Source organism: Cupriavidus necator (genome assembly GCF_013141915.1).
GTDB lineage: Bacteria > Pseudomonadota > Gammaproteobacteria > Burkholderiales > Burkholderiaceae > Cupriavidus > Cupriavidus necator_B.
In genome coordinates, this window is the sequence record NZ_SROX01000013.1 from 46,497 (window position 1) to 64,933 (window position 18,437).

The 18,437-nt window shown below is 67.9% G+C and carries 12 protein-coding genes and 1 pseudogene; 6 read left to right on the plus strand and 7 right to left on the minus strand.

All coding sequences use genetic code 11. The features are described 5' to 3' along the window. Positions 1-46: 46 nt before the first annotated feature. A pseudogene (locus E5S69_RS21810) lies at positions 47-1,546 on the minus strand (acyl-CoA synthetase); the annotation flags it as partial. A gap of 116 nt (positions 1,547-1,662) precedes the next feature. On the opposite strand from E5S69_RS21810, the gene E5S69_RS21815 reads away from it, so the two are divergent. From E5S69_RS21815 to E5S69_RS21825, 3 genes are all read left to right on the plus strand, one after another. Then, positions 1,663-2,571, plus strand: coding sequence for a LysR family transcriptional regulator (locus tag E5S69_RS21815; protein ID WP_171516711.1), 909 nt, complete (start codon positions 1,663-1,665; stop codon positions 2,569-2,571). 137 nt (positions 2,572-2,708) lie between these two features. Further along, the gene (locus E5S69_RS21820; protein WP_171516712.1) at positions 2,709-3,224 is read left to right on the plus strand and encodes a winged helix-turn-helix transcriptional regulator; all 516 of its coding nucleotides are present in this window, start codon (positions 2,709-2,711) and stop codon (positions 3,222-3,224) included. After that, a complete protein-coding gene (locus E5S69_RS21825) occupies positions 3,217-4,575 on the plus strand; it encodes an MATE family efflux transporter (protein WP_171516713.1) in 1,359 nt (452 codons plus the stop codon). The genes E5S69_RS21820 and E5S69_RS21825 overlap by 8 nt, the downstream gene beginning before the upstream one ends. 113 nt (positions 4,576-4,688) lie before the next feature. On the opposite strand, the gene E5S69_RS21830 is transcribed toward E5S69_RS21825, so the two are convergent. The 4 genes from E5S69_RS21830 to E5S69_RS21845 all read right to left on the minus strand — a co-directional run bounded on the left by E5S69_RS21830 (position 4,689) and on the right by E5S69_RS21845 (position 13,102). Next, positions 4,689-6,137 (minus strand): efflux transporter outer membrane subunit, encoded by a 1,449-nt coding sequence (locus tag E5S69_RS21830; RefSeq protein ID WP_171516714.1) that lies wholly within the window; start codon positions 6,135-6,137, stop codon positions 4,689-4,691. After that, the gene (locus tag E5S69_RS21835; RefSeq protein WP_171516715.1) at positions 6,134-9,292 is read right to left on the minus strand and encodes an efflux RND transporter permease subunit; all 3,159 of its coding nucleotides are present in this window, start codon (positions 9,290-9,292) and stop codon (positions 6,134-6,136) included. Before E5S69_RS21835 ends, E5S69_RS21830 begins: the two co-directional genes overlap by 4 nt. Next, a complete protein-coding gene (locus tag E5S69_RS21840; RefSeq protein WP_171516716.1) occupies positions 9,289-10,518 on the minus strand; it encodes an efflux RND transporter periplasmic adaptor subunit in 1,230 nt (409 codons plus the stop codon). The genes E5S69_RS21835 and E5S69_RS21840 overlap by 4 nt, the downstream gene beginning before the upstream one ends. Before the next feature lie 199 nt (positions 10,519-10,717). After that, entirely contained in the window at positions 10,718-13,102 is a 2,385-nt protein-coding gene (locus tag E5S69_RS21845; RefSeq protein ID WP_171516717.1) for a carbohydrate-binding family V/XII, read from the minus strand. Between the two features lie 338 nt (positions 13,103-13,440). Here E5S69_RS21845 and E5S69_RS21850 point away from each other — a divergent pair, with 338 nt between their 5' ends. Beyond that, positions 13,441-14,586, plus strand: a complete 1,146-nt coding sequence (locus tag E5S69_RS21850) for a metallophosphoesterase (RefSeq protein ID WP_171516718.1) — start codon at positions 13,441-13,443, stop codon at positions 14,584-14,586. Positions 14,587-14,875: 289 nt separating this feature from the next. Here E5S69_RS21850 and ettA read toward each other — a convergent pair whose 3' ends face one another. After that, entirely contained in the window at positions 14,876-16,543 is a 1,668-nt protein-coding gene (gene ettA, locus E5S69_RS21855; RefSeq protein WP_171516719.1) for an energy-dependent translational throttle protein EttA, read from the minus strand. 137 nt (positions 16,544-16,680) lie between these two features. Here ettA and E5S69_RS21860 point away from each other — a divergent pair, with 137 nt between their 5' ends. Beyond that, complete coding sequence (locus tag E5S69_RS21860; RefSeq protein ID WP_010812270.1) at positions 16,681-16,905, plus strand: hypothetical protein; 225 nt, start codon at positions 16,681-16,683, stop codon at positions 16,903-16,905. Between the two features lie 67 nt (positions 16,906-16,972). After that, positions 16,973-17,455 (plus strand): M48 family metallopeptidase, encoded by a 483-nt coding sequence (locus E5S69_RS21865; RefSeq protein WP_171516810.1) that lies wholly within the window; start codon positions 16,973-16,975, stop codon positions 17,453-17,455. Positions 17,456-17,476: 21 nt separating this feature from the next. Here E5S69_RS21865 and E5S69_RS21870 read toward each other — a convergent pair whose 3' ends face one another. Then, positions 17,477-18,367, minus strand: a complete 891-nt coding sequence (locus E5S69_RS21870) for an endo alpha-1,4 polygalactosaminidase (protein ID WP_171516720.1) — start codon at positions 18,365-18,367, stop codon at positions 17,477-17,479. Positions 18,368-18,437: the final 70 nt, after the last annotated feature.

Sequence of the window (18,437 nt, forward strand, 5' to 3'; positions counted from 1 at the left end):
CTCCTCCTGTCGTTATGGTTGTGATCCGTGCCGCCCGCCCGGGCGCTCAGACGCGGCGCTGGCGGCCTTCCCAGTATCGGTCCCGCAGCCGGCGCTTGGCGAGCTTGCCGGTTTCATCGCGCGGCAGCTGCGCCTCGACCACGATGCTGCGCGGCACCTTGAAGCCCGACAGCCGCTGGCGCAGCCAGTCGATCACTTCGGCCTCGCGGATCTCGACGTCCGGCATCGGCTGCACCATGGCCAGCAGGCGCTCGCCATACTCGTCGTCGGGAATGCCGAACACCACGCAGTCGGCCACGCCGGGGTAGCGCACCAGCTCGTGCTCGATCTCCGCCGGATAGATGTTCACGCCACCTGAAATCACCATGTCCGAGGCGCGGTCGCAGATGAACAGGTAGCCGTCGGCATCGACGTAGCCCATGTCGCCCAGCGTCACCAGTCCGTCGCGGTCGATGGCGGCGCGCGCGGCCTCGTTGTTGCGGTAGCTGAAGTCAGGGTAAGCCGGCTGGCGCACGTAGACCAGGCCGATTTCGCCCGGCGCGCACTCGCGCCCGTCCGGGTGCAGGATGCGCAGCTGGGCATCGTCGACCGGCTTGCCGGCGGTGCCGGGGCGCGCGGCGGCGTCGGCCGGGGTCGCCACCGTGATCATGCCCGCTTCGCTGGAGGCATAGGTTTCATGGATCACCGGGCCCAGCCATTCCAGCATCGCGCGCTTGACCTCGGGCGCGCACGGCGACCCGGTCGAGGCAACGAAGCGGATCGAGGACAGGTCGTACCTGGCCCGCACCTCGGGCGGCAGCTTGAGCAGGCGCACGTACATGATGGGCACCAGGTAGAGCACGTCGATGCGGTGTTTTTCCACCAGCGCCAGCACCTGCTCGGGGTCGAAGCGCGGCGTCAGCACCAGGCGCTCTGCCATCTGCAGCGCGTTCTGGATAAACGAGCCCGGCGCGCTGTGGTACAGCGGCGCCGACATCAGCGCGCGGCAGCCGGGCTCGAGGCCGTAGGTCTGCCGCACCACCGAGCGCATGCGCGCAAGCTGTTCCTCCAGCCGGTCCAGCGGCAGCGGCTGGCGCACCACGCCCTTGGGCCGGCCGGTGGTGCCGGAGGTGTAGGCCATATGGCCGCGCGGCGCCACGCGCGGGCCGTCGTAGGCGGGCTGCTGCGCAAGCCAGGCTTCATATTCGGTCGCGCCATCGGCGCCGCCGCCCACCGACAGCACCGCCATGCCGGGCGGGATGGCGTCGCGCACCGCGGGCAGCAGGTCGTCCTGCACCAGCAGCACCTTCGAACCGCTGTCGGTCAGCAGGAAACGCACTTCCTCTGCGGTGAAGTGCCAGTTGATCGGACAGTAATAGCAGCCGGCGATGCGGCAGGCATGGACCACGTCGGCATACACGGGATCGTTGCGCAGCAGGACCGCGACCACGTCGCCCTCCTGCACGCCGAGCGCGCGCAGGCCGCCGGCCAGCCGGGCGCCGCGCGCCAGCAGGACCTCGCCGCTGCGGTGCAGGTCTTCATACCAAAGGTCCGTGGCCATCCGCTGTCTCCTTGCTTGGTTCGGTCAGTCGACCACTGTATCGGCGTAGCCACACATCGACAATCAGGCGAGGTGGAATCACAATGTTGCCCCAGACGTGACAATCCTGCAGGCAATCCCCGATGGACCTCAACCTGATCCAGGCCTTCGTCGACATCGTCGATGCAGGCACCCTTGCCGAAGCCGGGCGGCGGCGCGGCGTGACGCGTTCGCAGGTCAGCCGCCAGCTGCGCGAGCTGGAGCACCAGGCCGGCGCACAGTTGCTGCGCCGGACCACGCGCCGGCTGGAGCTGACCGAGCCCGGCCAGGCGCTGTACCAGCACGGCGTGCGCATCCTGCAGGAAGTGGCCTCGGCGCAGGCCGAGATCGACAGCCTCGGCCGGACCCTGCGCGGCCATGTGCGGGTGAGCGTGCCGACCGGGCTGGGCGACGCCTATCTCGCGCCGATGCTGCTGCAGTTCGCGCAGAAGCATCCCGGCATTACGCTGCGGGTGTTCTTTGCCAACCGCGTCAACGACCTGATCGCGGCCGAGATCGACGTGGCGCTGAAGGTCACCTCGGCGCCGCCGCTGGACCACGTGGCGCGTGAAATCTGCGATATCCGCTGGCAACTGTATGCCTCGCCGCAGTACCTGGCCCGCATCCCGCCGGTACAGGTGCCGCCGGACCTGGCCGGCTGCAGCTTCCTGTGCCCGCCCTACCCGCCGCGGCAGTTCCCGCTGTCGCTGTACCGCGACGGCCAGCGCGTGGACGTGGCGCTGACGCCCACGCTGCAGTCCGAGCACTTCCTGTTCCTGGCGCGCGCGGTGCGCGAAGGCCATGGCATCGGCATGCTGCCGGTCTATATCGGCTGGGAAGAAGTGCGCGCCGGCTATCTGGTGCCGGTGCTGCCGGACTGGCGCCCGGAGGGCCTGGGCAACAAGCTGTTCATCATCACCACGCCCAACCTGCACCCGTCGATGGCGACGCGCGCCCTGATCGGGTTCCTCCGGGAGGAACTGGAAAAGCTCGAGGTCTTCCGGGAGGCGTGAAGTAACCGCCACCGCTGGCCGGAGACCGCACGCTTTCGGACCCGGGAAGGCCGGCGCGTCCTGCACACTTTCAATTTGCAAGCTATGCTGCAGCCAGCTTGCACATTAAAAGCAGGCAACCGACAACGGCGGAGACCATGCCCCCTACCGATTTCACCGCGATGCCCTGCCCCGTGGCCCGTTCAATGGCCGTGCTGGGCGAACGCTGGGCCATCCTCGTGCTGCGCGAGGCCTTCTATGGCAGCACGCGTTTCGACGAGTTCGAACGCAACCTGGGCATCGCCCCCAATATCCTGAGCGCGCGCCTGAAGACGCTGGTGGCGCACGGGCTGCTGGCGCGCGTCATGCCCGAGGGCGGGCCCCGCCATATCTACCAGCTGACCGACAAGGGCCGCGACTTCTTTCCGGCCTATGTGGCGCTCAAGGCATGGGCCGACCGCTGGATGACCGATGACAAGGGGCCGCTGACGCTGCTGCAGGACCGCCGCACCGGCACCGAGATCGCCGAGCCCGCGCTGACGCGCGCCGACGGCAGCGCGATCACGCTGGACGACGTGCGCGTGCTGCCGGGCCCGGGGGCCGGACGCTTCCTGCGCCGCCGCTTCGGCGACGCCGAGGCCGCGGCGGGCGGGCCGGTGACCGGCCATGACTGACACGCGCGCATTGCCTGCGGGCACGCTGCCGGCCGACGCGGTGCCGGCTACCGAAATCGCCCGCCGCATCGGCAAGCTGGCCGGGCCCACCGCGCTGATTGCGGTGCTGCAGGCGGCCGCGCAGCTGATCGAAACCTGGCTGGCGGCGCGCCAGGGCACGGCGGCGCTGGCCGGCTGGGCGGTGGTGCTGCCTTTCGCGCTGCTGCTGCAGCAGATGTCGACCGGCGCCATGGGCGGCGGCGTGGTGGCGGCCATCGCGCGGGCGCTGGGTGCCGGCAAGCGCGACGATGCCTCGGCGCTGGTGGCGCATGCGCTGTGGATCGCGGTGGTCGCCGGCTTGGCGTTTGCCGTGGTGCTGGCGGGCTTTCCGCGCGCGGTGCTAGGCGCGGTGGCTGGCGCCACCGCCGCCGAGGCCGCCGCCACCTATGCGATCTGGCTGTTCGGCGCGGGCGCCATCCCGGCGTGGCTGGCCAACACGCTGGCGTCGGTGCTGCGCGGCGGCGGCCGCCATGCGCTGGCGGCACGCGTGCTGGCGCTGATGTGGGTGGCGTTCCCGGTGCTGTCGTGGCTGCTGGCCGAGCCCGCCGGCATGGGCCTGGCCGGCATCGGCGCGGCGCTGGCGGCGGTATCGTGGGCCGCGGCGCTGGCCATGGCGGTGGTGGTGGCGCGTGGCGGCGCGGGCTTCGTGCCGGTGCTGCGGGTGCGGCTGTCGCGGCCGCTGTTCGCGCGCATCCTGTCGGTGGGCCTGGTGGCGTGCGCGCTGGCCTCGGTCGCCAACCTGACCACCATCCTGGTCACCGCGCAACTGCGCCACCATGGCACCGCCGCGGTGGCCGCCTACGGTATCTCGGCGCGGCTGGAATTCCTGATGATCCCGCTGGCCTTCGGCGTGGGCTCGGCGCTGACGGCGCTGGTAGGCCGCGCCGTGGGCGCCGGCGACTGGCACACCGCGCGCCGCACGGCGTGGGTGGGGGCATTGCTGGCACTGGCCATCGCCGGCAGCGCGGGCGCCGCCGTCGGCCTGGCGCCGGTGCGCTTTGCCAGCCTGTTCACCCACGATCCCGAAGTTATTGCCATCGCCGCGCGCGCGCTGTCATGGGTGGGGCCGGCATTCGGCGGCTTCGGGCTCGGCATGGCGTTGTATTTCGCCTCGATGGGCGCGGGCCGCATGCGCTGGCCGGTGGCGGCCGGGTTATGCCGGATCGCGCTGGCCGCCGGCGGCGGCTGGCTGCTGGCCAATGTGTTCGGCATGGGCCTCGACGGGCATTTCCTGGGCGTGGCGCTGGGAATCTCGGCCTATGGCGTGGTCACGGCGCTGGGGGTCAGGCAGGGGGAGTGGTCGGCACGGTAACGCGCTGCAACAGCGGTGGCTTGCTCCCCTCTCCCGCCCGCGGGAGAGGGGAGCGTATGTGTGAGGTGATGGCCAGTTCCGACTGCAGCGGTGCGTACAAGTAAAACTATCCGCTACTGCCTCAACACCTTCGCATCCCCCTGCATCCCGGCGTCGCGCACATCCTGCGGCACCGACGGCCAGCCGCCGCCGAGCGACTTGTACAACGCCGCCGTGCCGGTCAACACGTCCACCTGCCCCTGCACCGTCGACAGTTGCGTGGCGAACAGCTTCTCCTGCGCCGTGGTCACCTCCAGGTAGCTGGAATAGCCGCCCTCGTAGCGCGCGCTCGACTGGTCGGCATAGACCACCAGGCTCTTCTCCTGCTGGCGCAGGCTGACCAGGCGGTTGCGCGTCTCGATGCCGTTGGACAGCGCACTGTTGACGTCGGCCAGCGCCGCCAGCACGGTGCCCTGGTAGGCCAGCATGGCCTGGTCGCGCTGCGCCGAGGCGGTCTGGACCTGGCCGCGGATGGCGCCGCCCTGGAAGATCGGCTGGGTCAGGCCCGCGCCGAACCCCCATACCTGCGAGGCGCTGTGCCACAGCCCCGCCGGCGAACTGGCGATGGCGCCGAACAGGCCGCTCAGGTTGACGGCCGGCAGGTAGAGAGCCTGTGCCGCGCCCAGTTGCGCGTTGGCGGCGATGGCGGTTTGCTCGGCCTGCAGCACGTCGGGCCGGCGCGACAGCAGCGCGGCCGGCAGGTCCGCACCCACCGGCGGCGGCTGCAGTTCATTGACCGGCTTGCCGCGCTCGATTGGCCCGGGTTCGCGGCCCAGCAGCACCGACAGCGCGTTCTCGGTCTGCGCGATGCCGCTGCGCAGCACCGGGATCGTCGCCTCGGTCACGTAAAAATCGTTCTCGGCCTGCGACAGCTCAACCTGCGAGATGACCCCGCCTTCATAGCGCTGCCGGAAGATATCCAGCCCAGCCCCGCGCGCCTTCAGCGTCTGCTGCGCGATCTCCAGCTGCGCGTCCAGCCCGCGCAGCGTGGCATAGCCCTGCACCACCGATGCCGCCAGTGACAGCACCACGCCACGGCGCGCATACTCGGCGTTCCACAGGCTGGCCTCGGCGGATTCCGCCTGGCGCCGGATGCGGCCCCACAGGTCGATCTCCCAGCTGGCATTGGCGAGCAGCTGGTAGGAGTTGCGCGGGCCATCGAGCGACGCGAACGGCGTGCCATTGAAGGTGCCGGCGCGCTGGCGCGTGGCCGCCGCCGACAGGTTCACCTGCGGGAAGAATCCCGAGCGCACCACCATCAGCTGGCCGCGGAACTCATCGATGCGGGCCGCGGCGATGCGCACATCGTAGCTGTTGCGCAGCGCGGTCTCGACCAGCGTGTTCAGCACCGGGTCGCCGAAGCTGTCCCACCAGGCGCTGTCCGCGGCCACGGACAGCACCCCGGTATCGATGCGGTACTGCGCCGGCTCGGGCGCGGCCGGGCGCTCGTAGTTGGGGCCGATGGCGCAGCCGCCCAGCGCCGCGGCCAGGCAGGCGCCGGCCAGCCGGTGGCGTGCGCTCATGACGGTTCTCCGGCCGGTGGCGTGGTGGGCGCGGCCTCGACCTTGGGCTTCGGCTTGCGCTCGGACATCACCTCCAGCCCCCAGAAGAACATCGGGATGAAGAACAGCGCAATCACCGTGGCGCCGAGCATCCCGCCGATCACGCCGGTGCCCAGCGACTGTCGGCTGGCCGCCGACGCGCCGCTTGCGATCGCCAGCGGCACGCAGCCGAGGATAAAGGCGAGCGAGGTCATGATGATCGGGCGCAGGCGCAGCTTGGCCGCATGCAAGGCGGCATCGTAGGCACTGAGGCCTTCCTTGTGCCGGATTTCCACCGCGAACTCGAAGATCAGGATGGCATTCTTCGCCGCCAACGCAATCAGCACCGTCAGCCCGATCTGGAAGTAGACGTCGTTCTGCATGCCGCGCAACAGGATGGCAACCAGTGCACCGAACAGCGCGAACGGTACCGCCAGCAGGACACCGAATGGCAGCGACCATTTTTCGTACTGAGCCGCGAGGATCAGGAACACCATCAGCAAGGCAAAGGCAAAGACCATCGCTGCGGTCGATCCGGCGGTCTTCTCCTCGTACGCCTGTCCGCTCCAGGCGAAACTGTAGCCCTGGCCAAGCACTTCCCGCGCCACGTCCTCCATGGCCGCAAGCGCCTGCCCAGAGCTGTAGCCCGGCGCGGCATCGCCCATGATCTTTGCGGCCGGGAAATTGTTGAAGCGGGTCATGATATCGGCGCCAGGGACGTACCGGGATGTCGTCACCGCCTTGATCGGCACCATTTCGCCAGTGCGGTTGCGCACGTAGACCTTGTCGAGATCCTCCGGACGCGAGCGGTAGTCGGCCTCGGCCTGCAGGATCACCTGGAACAGCCGGCTGTTCTTCGGGAACTGGCTGACGAAGAGCGAACCAAACATGGTCTGCAGCGCGGAATAGACCTGCTCGACGGGCACGCCCTGGGTTTCGGAGCGTTCGCGATCCACCTCCACCAGCAACTGGCGCGAGCGCGTGTTGATGGTGGAATTTATCCCGGTCAGCTCTGGCCGCTGCCGCGCCTTGGCGATAAAGGCATGCACCCGCTCCTCCAGCTGCTGGTAGGTGCCGTCCGCCGTGCTCTGGAGCCAGAACTCAAAACCACCGGTGGTTCCCAGGCCCGGGATCGAGGGCGGGTTGATCGGAATGCTTACACCGTCCTGGTAGCCTGCAAACTCCTTCTTCGCCTTGGCGATCAGATCCGCCGCGCTCTCGCCTTCCTTGCGGTCATGGAAGCCCTTCAGCGTGATGAACAAGGTGGAAGCATTGGCCTTGTTCTGCGAATCGATCAGGCTGTACCCGTCCACGGACGCCACAGAGCTGACGCCGGGCTGCTTGGCGTACCAGGCCTCGGCACGGGAGGAGAGATTGCCGGTGCGGTCCAGGCTGGCCGCATCCGGCATCACCACGGCACCGAACAGATAGCCCTGGTCCTCCACCGGCAGGAACGACGACGGTATCCGCACGAACATCAGCACGCTCACCCCGATCATGACAAGGATGATGACGATGGAAATCACCGTCCGCCTGATCACGACCTGCAGCGACTTGTCGTACCCCTGGATCAGGCGATCGAACGAATTATTGAACCACTGGAAGAAGCGGTTCTTCTTGTGCTCGCCAGGCTTGAGCAGGATTGCCGCAAGCGCTGGCGACAGTGTCAGCGCCACCACCCCGGACAGCACCACCGACACCGCGATGGTGACGGCAAACTGCTTGTAGAGCTGGCCGGTAATGCCTGACAGGAACGCCACCGGGATGAACACCGCCAGGAGCACCAGCACGATCGCAACCACGGGGCCGCTCACCTCGTCCATGGCACGCTTGGCCGCCTCCTTTGGTGGCAACTTGAACTCAACCATATTGCGCTCGACGTTCTCTATCACCACGATCGCGTCGTCAACCACAATGCCGATGGCCAGCACCATCCCGAACAAGGTCAGCATGTTGACCGAGAAGCCGAACATGCTCATGCCGACGAAGGCGCCGATGATCGACACCGGCACGGCAAGGATCGGCACGATGGTTGCGCGCAGGCTCTGCAGGAAGAGGTAGACGACCAGAATCACGAGGATCACCGCATCGCGCAGCGTGTGCACCACCTCGTTGATCGATTCGTTCACAAACTCGGTGGTGTCGAGCGCGACCTCATATTCCAGCCCCGGCGGGAACGACTTCTTCAGTTCCGCCAGCGTGCTGCGCACCTGCTTGGCCACGTCCAGCGCATTGGCGCCCGGCTGCTGGTAGACCGCCAGCAGCGTGGCGGTCTTGCCCTTGTAGCGGCTGCGCAGCGAATAGTCCTTGACGCCGAGTTCGGCCCTGCCGATGTCCTTGAGCCGCACCAGCGCGGCGTCGCCCGACTGCGCGCGCAGGATCATGTTCTCGAACTCGGCGGGCTCGGTCATCTGGCCCTTGGTCGCAATCGGGAACGTCTGCAGGACGGGATCCGTGGTCGGCGACTGTCCGATACGGCCGGCCGAGAACTGCTGGTTCTGCGCGCTGACAGCGTTCTTGACGTCTTCCGTGGTTATGCCCAGCGATGCCATCCGGTCTGGCCGCAGCCAGAGCCGCATGGCGTAGTCCGGATTGCCGAAGATCGCCGACTGGTTGGCCCCGGGAATGCGCTTGAGCGCATCCAGCACATAGATGTTGGCGTAGTTGCCGACAAAGGTCTGGTCGTAGCTGTTGTCCGGCGAAAAAATGGCAATCACCATCATGAACGCGGAAGAACGCTTCTGTACGGAAACGCCCTGGGCCGTGACAGCTTCAGGCAGGGTCGGCAGCGCCAGGTTGACCCGGTTCTGCACATCTACCTGCGCCAGTTGCGGATCGGTCCCGATCTCGAAATACACCGTCAAGGTCATGTCACCCGTCGAGGAACTCGTCGAGTTCATGTACATCATCCGGTCCGCGCCGTTGACCTGCTGCTCGATCGGCGCCGCGACGTTCTGCGCGACCACTTCCGCGCTGGCTCCGGGGTATCGCGTCGTCACCGTGATCGACGGCGGCGTGACCTCCGGAAACTGGGCAATCGGCAGTTTGGTCAGCGCGACGAGGCCGCCCACCACAATGATGATGGACAGGACCGACGCAAAGATGGGTCGGTCGATAAAGAAGTGGGCAAGCTTCATGGCTTGCTCCCTGCGCTCTCCGTACCCTTTGCGGCCTGGGCGGGAGTTGATGCGCCTGGCGCGCTGGCGGCCGCCGCAGCCGCGGGGGCCTTCTGTCCGGGCACGGCCTCGACGGCCTTGACCGGCGCGTCGGGCGCCAGCCGCAGCCCGCCGCTGACGACCACGCGCTCGCCGGCCTTCAGGCCGGAGCGGATCACCCAGTTGTCGCCGGTCCACTGGCCCACATCGACCACGCGCTGCTGGGCCTTGTTGTCCGCGCCGACCACCCACACCATCTGCCCGCGCGGGCCCTGGATGACGGCTTCCTGCGGCACCGCCACGGCCTTGGTGCGCTCAGCGCCATGCAGCTTCACGCGTACGAACTGGCCGGGGCGCAGCGTGCCATCCGGGTTGGCGACCTCGGCGCGGATCATATAGGTGCCGGTCTCGGCACTGAACGAGGCATCGGCAAAGGTGATCTTGCCGTGATGCGGGAACTGGCTGCCATCGGCCATCACGATCAACACGTCAAAGGCGCCCTTGGGCGGGAATTTGAGCGCGCCGGACTCCTGCTCCGAGCGTGACGACAGCACCTCGTTCTCGGACAGGCTGAAGTTGACCCACATCGGGTCGAGCTTGGCCACGTAGGTCAGCAGACTGTTCGATGGGTCGATATAGCTTCCGGCCTGCTTCTTGGCAAAGCTCGACACGCCGGTGACCGGTGACTTGATCGTGGTATAGCCCAGGTTCAACCTGGCATTGGTGACACTGGCCCGCGCCCCCTCGACCGCGGCCGCGGCAGCCTGCTGCTTGCCAACGGCGTCGTCCAGGTCGCGCTGGCTCAGCGCGTTGCGCGCGGCCAGCGGTCGTACCCGCGCCAGGTCGGCATTGGCGGTCTTGAGCCGCGCCACCTGCTGCGCCAGCTCGGCGTTGGCCGCATCGAGCGCCGCGGCGAACGGCTTCGGATCCATCAGGAACATGGTCTGGCCGGCCTTGACCACCGCACCCTCGGTATAGACGCGCTGGTCAAGAAAGCCATTGACCCGGGCGCGGATCTCGACCTGCTGCGAGCTCTGGGTCTGGCCGACAAAGTCGTAGACGATGGGTACGTCGCGCAGCGCCACCGTCATCACGCTGACTTCCGTCGCAGGCGGCGCTTGCGCTGCCGGCTTCTCCTTGCCGCAGGCTGCCAGCGTCATTGCGCAAGCCAGCCACAGCGCGCCGCGCCAATGGAATGCAGTATTCACGGATCCCTCTCCCGCCATGGTTATGCATGCAATGGCTGCGTGCGGCCACCTGCGCCGGCCATGGTCTGCCGCACCGGTCCGCCGGCCGTGCTCCCTCATCTCCGGCAGGGTAAAGCCGGGCCCGGCAAGCGCCAATTCAATTCTTTTGTTGACGTCTTTACTCTTTTGGGCCGGCCGCCCGGCATCCGCTGCCGCAGCCTCAGCGGCGAAAGCCGCCATGGAAACCGCCCCCGCGCAAGCCCCCGGCCCGGCCGCCGAAGCCACGTCCCTGCCATGCGCCCGCCATGCCCTGCAGGCGCTGCTGGCCGATCTCGCGCGCCTGACGCTGCGGCTCCAGCCTGGCGGTGGCGTCGTTGCCCGGCTGCACCGGCTCCCAGCCGCCGGGGGTGTGCTTCTGCCAGCCGTTGTCGGTGTGCTGGTAGACCGAGCCGTCGTGGCCGGCATATACATTGCCGTTGTTCCATACCACCGCGTTGTCCTTGCCCGGGTTGGCGATAAAACCGCGGCTGCCGGCGCTGTGCTGGCCGGTCTGCGTATTGCCCGCAATGCCGGCCTCGGCCGCGCCGATGCGGCCGGTCTGGGCGTCGTAGCCCGCCGCCTGGCGCCCCGCCGCATAGTTGCCGGTGTAGGTGTTGCCCGCCACGCCGCCGCGCGCCGCGCCTTCGCGCCCGGTCGACGGGTTGGCGAAGCTGCCCTGGCGGCCGGCCGCGTAGTCGCCTGAATAAGGATTGAACGCGGCGCCGCGGCTACCCTGGTAGCGCGCGCCGGTGGCCGGGTTGTAGCCGGCCCCGGCGGTGCCGCGCCATTCGGTGCCGGTCCAGGCGTTCCAGCCCTGCCCGTGGGTGACCGTGCCCTGGCCCCAGCGGCCGTAGAAGTTGGCCTGGTTCACGTTGACGTAGTTCCAGTTGTAAGGGCCGCCCCACCAGTACGGGCCCCAGTACGGCGAGGCCGCACCCCAGAATGCGCCGGCGGCGAAGCCGAAGGCAAAGCCTTCGGCCAGGCCGATGCCGAAGCCCGCGCCGTAGCCGTAGGTGGCCGGATAGCCGTAGTAGACCGCGCCCACGTAGGGCGGATAGACATAGCCGGTGCCGTAGACCACGGTGCCGTCGGCGCTCACCACCACCCCCATGTAGCCCGGGGTATAGCCCACCACCACGGTCTGCGGCGTGACCGCGTAGATGCGCACATAGGTGACGTAGTACACCGGCGAGGTCGGCGGGATGGTGTAGATCGCCGACGGCACCTCGGTGGCAACCCGCCAGGGGCCGGCCGGTGCCGGCGCAGTGAACCAGACGCCGTTGGCCACCGCGTAATAGTGGCTGTTGTCGACCTCGATCACCGGCGTGCCGGTGTTGACCGCGTAGCTGAGCGAGGTGCCGGTGATGGGCGTGAAGCGCGGCGCGCCGTCATACGCCACCGTCAGGCTGGCCTTGCTGCGCGACACCGTGGCCGTCTGCGGGATGGTGGCGGCGATCTCGGCCTCGCGCGCCTGCGGCGTGCCGGGCACCGAGACCAGCACATTGGCCTTGGGATCGGTCGGCGGGATGCGGGCGAAGTCCGCCGGCAGCTGGCTGCCTGGCACGTACTGCCACGGCCCGGTCAGCATCGGCGCGCGGAACCAGCGTCCCGAGACCAGCACGTAATACTGGTTGGCGGCCGGATCGACAAAGACCGCGTGGTCGGCATTGGCCATGGTCAGCAGGCTGACCCCGCTGACCGGCGCCATCTGCGGCGCGCCGCTGGTCACCACCAGTTCGGTCGGCTGCGTCGCGAACAGGATCGCCGGGGCCCGGGCTGGCCGCTTGCCGTCGGCGGGCAGCATCGCATCGGGTTTCATCGCGGCCGCCGCCTTGCCGGCCGCGCTCTCCAGCGCCTTGGGCACCGTGGCCATCACCTCCCAGGCGCCGCCCGCGGATTCCGAGCGATACCAGTAGCCGGCCGCCTTCAGGAACAGCTCGCCGCCGGGCGCGCGCAGCAACAGCGCGCGGCTGTTCAGCGCGCGTTCGTACGCGGTGCCGGGCACGGTGCGCCAGGCGGGCTCGCCATCGGCCAGCACCAGCAGCGTCGGCGTGGTGGCAAAGAGGATCTGCGGCGCGTCATTGCGCACCGCGACGCGGCCGGCTTGCGCCAGTTGCTGCGACACGGCGTAGCTGGCCTGCAGCTGGTCCAGCGGCACCGTCAGGCCATTGGCCGGCAGGCGCGACACCAGCGCCTGGCGCACGCGATCGGCGGCGTCGGGCCGGGTCGGGACTTCGACGCTGTCGACCGTGATCCGCGTCAGTTGCACCAGCCCGGAAGGCTTGTCGATATCGCCGATGGCCGAGAAATGGACCACGCCGTAGGTCGGCGCGCCCCCCTTCTCACCGACCGCTACCGCGGCGCGCCCGGACAGGCGGTTGCCCTCCCAGGTTTCGATCTGGGGCTGGTACAGCTCAACATGGTCGGTGGCCGCATCAAAGTTGCGCGGCCACGTCAGGGTGGCGGCGGTCGACGTGGATGGCGTGGCGGCCTGCGGAGCGAGCGGGGCCAGGGCGAGCCAGGCCGCCGCGATCAGCGCGCCGGTCTGCTTTATTCGAAACGACATGGGTTTCTCCGGGAGGGCGCCTCGCGGGCACGATGCTGCACAACAGGCGGCCCATTTCGCGAATCTAGATGAGCCCGCCAGTAGGAACAATCCGATTTGAAAACATTCAGGATCCGCCAGAAAACCGACAGATCAGCCGCCCGCCCCGACGAACGCACGGATCGTCTCTACAACGCAGGCGTTGGGGCGCCGCGCGGCGGCGTCAAGGCGCAATGCGCCGTTGCGGCACGCGCCGGCGCAGCGGGTGTGCATCTTGCATGGCCCGGTGCCGCCGTCGCGGCCCTTGAAGCCGGCCGCCGCGGCCCTCATCTCTGAACACTCCATTCCGGCTCTCGCCCATGCCTCCACGCACCACCATCCTGACCGCGGCCCTCATCACGGCGCTGCTGCATGGCTATATCGGGCTGCGCCTGTTGCCGGCAATGCCGCTACCGGTGGCGCTCAAGGCATTGGCCGTGGTCTGGCTGGTCCTGTCGTGCGCCCTGCTGCCGGCCGGACTGCTGGCGCGGCGCGTCAGCCAGCCGTGGTCGGACATGGTGTCGTGGATCGGCATGCTTGCCATGGGATTCTTCTCATCGCTGCTGGTGCTGACGCTCTTCCGCGACGTGGCCCTGGCCGCCGCCTGGCTGGCGGGGCATCTGTTCGGCTGGCGCGCGCCCAGCCTCGCCGCCGGCAGCGCGGTGGCGGTGCCGCTGCTGGCGCTGTTGGTCACGCTGGCTGGCTATATCAATGCGCGACGGCTGGCGCGCGTGGTGGAGGTCGAGGTGCCAGTGCGCGGCCTGCCGGATGCGCTGCACGGCTTCACCATCGCCCAGATCAGCGACATCCACGTCGGTCCCACCATCAAGCGGCCCTACCTCGAACGCATCGTCGAGCGCGTCAACAGCCTGCAGGCCGATGCCGTCGCCATCACCGGCGACCTCGTCGACGGCACCGTGCCGGAACTGTCCGCCCACACCGCGCCGCTGGCCCGGCTGCAGGCGCGCCACGGCACCTACTTCGTCACCGGTAACCACGAGTACTACGCCGGCGCGGAGCCGTGGATCAGGGAGCTGCGCCGCCTGGGCGTGCGCGTGCTGATGAACGAGCACGTGGTGCTGCAGCATGGCGGCGACACACTGGTACTGGGCGGCGTGACCGACTACTCGGCCGGCCGCTTCCACGACAGCCACCGCAGCGACCCGCACCGCGCCATCGCCGGCGCGCCGGCCGACGCCAGCGTGCGCGTGCTGCTGGCGCACCAGCCCCGCACCGCGCCCGCGGCAGCGGAAGCCGGTTTCGACCTGCAGCTGTCGGGCCACACCCACGGCGGCCAGTTCTGGCCGTGGAACCTGTTCGTGCCGATGCAGCAGCCCTACACCGCCGGGCTGGTGCGGCATGGTTCGCTGTGGGTCTATATCAGCCGTGGCACCGGCTATTGGGGGCCGCCGAAGCGGTTCGGGGCGCCGTCGGAGATTACGCGGGTGAGGTTGGTCAGGGGCTAGAGCGTTGCTGCTCCGCGCAGCAAAAAACCCTGCTCACTTAGCAGGACCGGTCTTGTGCTTAAGACGTGAAACCCATTTTCGTCTTGCTGGGCGCCGACCGGCGACGCTGCCAGAGTCTCCGACGAGTAAGAAGCGAATGCTTTGACTTACGCATCCGCCAAACCTACCCGGCATCACACTAATGCCAAACGCATGGCGAGAGTTTTCAGAAGTTTCGACATGCCCACCGCGAAATGTCATAAAAAAACCAGGCCCGCAGGCCTGGTCTTTCCTCACACGCGAAACCCGATCAACGTGCAATCGGCTTATACCGGATCCGCTTCGGCTTGGCCCCTTCCTCGCCCAGCCGGCGCTTCTTGTCGGCCTCGTACTCCTGGTAGTTGCCGGGGAAGAACTCCACATGCGAGTCGCCCTCGAACGCCAGGATGTGGGTGGCGATCCGGTCCAGGAACCAGCGGTCGTGCGAGATCACCATCACGCAGCCGGCGAATTCCAGCAGCGCGTCTTCCAGCGCGCGCAGCGTTTCCACGTCGAGGTCGTTCGACGGCTCATCGAGTAGCAGCACGTTGCCGCCGGCGATCAGCGTCTTGGCCATGTGCAGGCGGCCGCGTTCGCCGCCGGACAGCGTGCCGACCTGCTTCTGCTGGTCGCCGCCCTTGAAGTTGAAGCGGCCGATATAGGCGCGCGACGGGGTCTCGTACCGGCCTACCGTCAGGATGTCGGAGCCGCCCGAGATTTCTTCGAAGACGGTCTTGGTGCCGTCCAGCGCGTCGCGGCTCTGGTCAACGAAGGCCATCTTCACGGTCGGCCCGATCTTGATCTCGCCGCTGTCCGGCTGTTCCTTGCCGGTGAGCATCTTGAAGAACGTCGACTTGCCGGCGCCGTTCGGGCCGATGATGCCGACGATCGCGCCCGGCGGCACCTTGAAGCTCAGGTTTTCAATCAGCATGCGGTCGCCAAACCCCTTGCTGACGTTGTCGAACTCGATCACCTCGTTGCCCAGGCGCTCGCCCACCGGGATGAAGATTTCCTGGGTTTCGTTGCGCTTCTGGTAGTCCTGGCTGTTGAGCTCGTCAAAGCGGGCCAGGCGCGCCTTGGACTTGGCCTGGCGCCCCTTGGGGTTCTGGCGCACCCACTCCAGTTCCTTGTGCAGCGCCTTCTGGCGTGCCGATTCGCTCGCCTCTTCCTGCTTCAGGCGCGCTTCCTTCTGGTCCAGCCACGAACTGTAGTTGCCCTTCCACGGGATGCCGTGGCCGCGGTCCAGTTCCAGGATCCACTCGGCGGCATTGTCGAGGAAGTAGCGGTCGTGGGTCACGGCCACCACGGTGCCGGGGAAGCGCGTCAGGAACTGCTCCAGCCAGTCGACCGATTCCGCATCCAGGTGGTTGGTCGGTTCGTCGAGCAGCAGCATGTCGGGGCGCGACAGCAGCAGGCGGCACAGCGCCACGCGGCGCTTCTCGCCGCCGGACAGGTTGCCGACCTTGGCATCCCACGGCGGCAGGCGCAGCGCGTCGGCGGCGATTTCCAGCTGCAGTTCGACGTTGTTGCCGTCGCTGGCGGCCAGGATCGCTTCGTACTTGGCCTGGTCGGCGGCCAGCGCGTCGAAGTCGGCGTCCGGCTCGGCGTAGGCGGCGTAGATTTCATCGAGCTTCTTGCGCGCTTCGAACACGCCGCCCAGCGCCTCTTCCACCGACTCGCGCACGGTCTGCTCGGGGTTGAGCTGCGGCTCCTGCGGCAGGTAGCCGATGTTCAGGTTCGGCATCGGCGTGGCTTCGCCCTCGATTTCCTTGTCGAGGCCGGCCATGATCTTGAGCAGCGTGGACTTGCCCGAGCCGTTCAGGCCTAGCACGCCGATCTTGGCGCCGGGGAAGAACGACAGCGAGATGTCCTTCAGGATGTGACGCTTGGGCGGAACGATCTTGCCCACGCGGTTCATGGTGAAAACGTACTGTGCCATGGGTGCGTGTTGGTATGGGTGCGGGAATGGCGGGAGTGTATCAGGCACGCCGGAGCATGAAGCCCGCGCCAGCTGGCTTTGCCCCCCGCCGGTACAATGGCGGGTTCGATTTTCCGCTGATTTCCCGAGCCATCGCCATGAGCAAACCCGCCCTGACCCTGAAGTTCAAGTGCAAGAAGTGCACCAAACCCGTCACGCTATACCTGCAGAAGACGTCGGCGTGCTCGCACATCACCCCGTACCAGGGCTTCTGCAAATGCGGGGAGATGATGCGCCACGCCACCGGCGACAAGGACGCGGTCGAGTCCTTCGTCAACTCGCTGGACAACAGCTGGATGCACCACCATCACCACCACCACTAAGCAGGCCGCTGCGCGGGCTGCCGTCGCTGCCATGACCGAAACCTGGCGCCCCGCCGGGAAGGACCCGATGCGGTTCCTGGGCGGCTATCCGCCCGGCGTGCTGGCGCAGGTGCGCGAGCTGGCGGCCGCCGGCCGGCTTGGCGACCATCTGAGTGGCCGCTACCCCGGGCGCCATACCGTGCAGACCGACCGCGCGCTGTACGAATACACCACCGACCTCAAGCAGGAATACCTGCGCAGCGCGCCGCCGCTGCACAAGGTGGGGTTCGATTCGCGCCTGGATTCCGCCCAGCGCGCGCTGGGCCTGCATACCGCGATCTCGCGCGTGCAGGGCGGCAAGCTCAAGGCCAAGAAAGAGATCCGCGTCGCCTCGCTGTTCAAGGAAGCGCCGCCGGAATTCTTGCGCATGATCGTCGTGCACGAACTCGCCCACCTGAAGGAGAGCGAGCACGACAAGGCCTTCTACCGGCTCTGCGAATACATGGAGCCGCGCTACCACCAGCTCGAGTTCGACACCCGCCTGTGGCTGGCGTGGCGCGAACTCGCGTAGCGCGCGGCTCGCCGTCCGCAGTCAGTCGCAGGCGTAGCGCGAGCTGCCGTCCAGGTTGGCCGGCATCACCAGCGTGCGCAGGTTCGCTGCCTGGGCCGCGGCACACAGCGCCTTGCGCTGCGACACGGTCTTGTACCTGGACTTGTACTCGATGTTGAAGACCGCCTTGCCCTGGCCGGTGAACGCCGAATAAGCGCCGCACTCCTGGTACTGGAAGCACTGTTCGTTGATGGCGAAATCAAAGTCCGTGACCAGCTGCGCGACTTGCTCGATATCGTTCTTCAGGCCGATGGCCAGGCCACGCGCATGCGCTTCGGTGGCAAGGAAGCGGTTGTAGTCCAGCTGCGTGTCGGCGGTCAGCGGCAGGCCTGTGCTGTTGGTATAGCCGTCGACATTGTCCGCATCCACGCCATCGCAGCGCTTGGACACGGCCAGGTCCAGCCGTGCCTGCATGATCCGGCGCACGTTGTCGGAACGCGTATCCACCCAGCGCTCGCCGGCCCAGCCCGACAGCGGGCCGCCCAGGTCCGCCGCGGTGAACTGGTTGTAGTCGGGGCGCCAGTCTTCGGCGCTGCCGGCCGAAAAATAGCAGATGACGCGCTGCCCTTTGGCGCGCAGGGCGTCAATGGTGGCCTGGGGCGTGTCGAACAGGTCGAAGTCGTACACCGCCACCGGGTAGCTGGTGTTGAGCTTGCCGGTCAACTGGATTTGCCAGGTGTCGGTGATCGCGGGCATCCAGCGCGTGGTGGCGCTGGTGGTGGTAGTGGCGGCGGTTTCGAACTTTGTGGCTTGCGCCGTAGCGGCCGGCGCCGCCATCGCGGTTGCGTCTCCGTCTCCGCCGCAACCGCCCAGCGCCATTGACAGCGCAACGGACAGCATGGTCCCAGCCATGGCTGCATATTTGCCGTGCATGGTTTTCCCCCTTTCTTGTTATCCACCCCGTTGAAAAGCCGTCGGTCCATGTTGTCTTTGCCGGCAACGG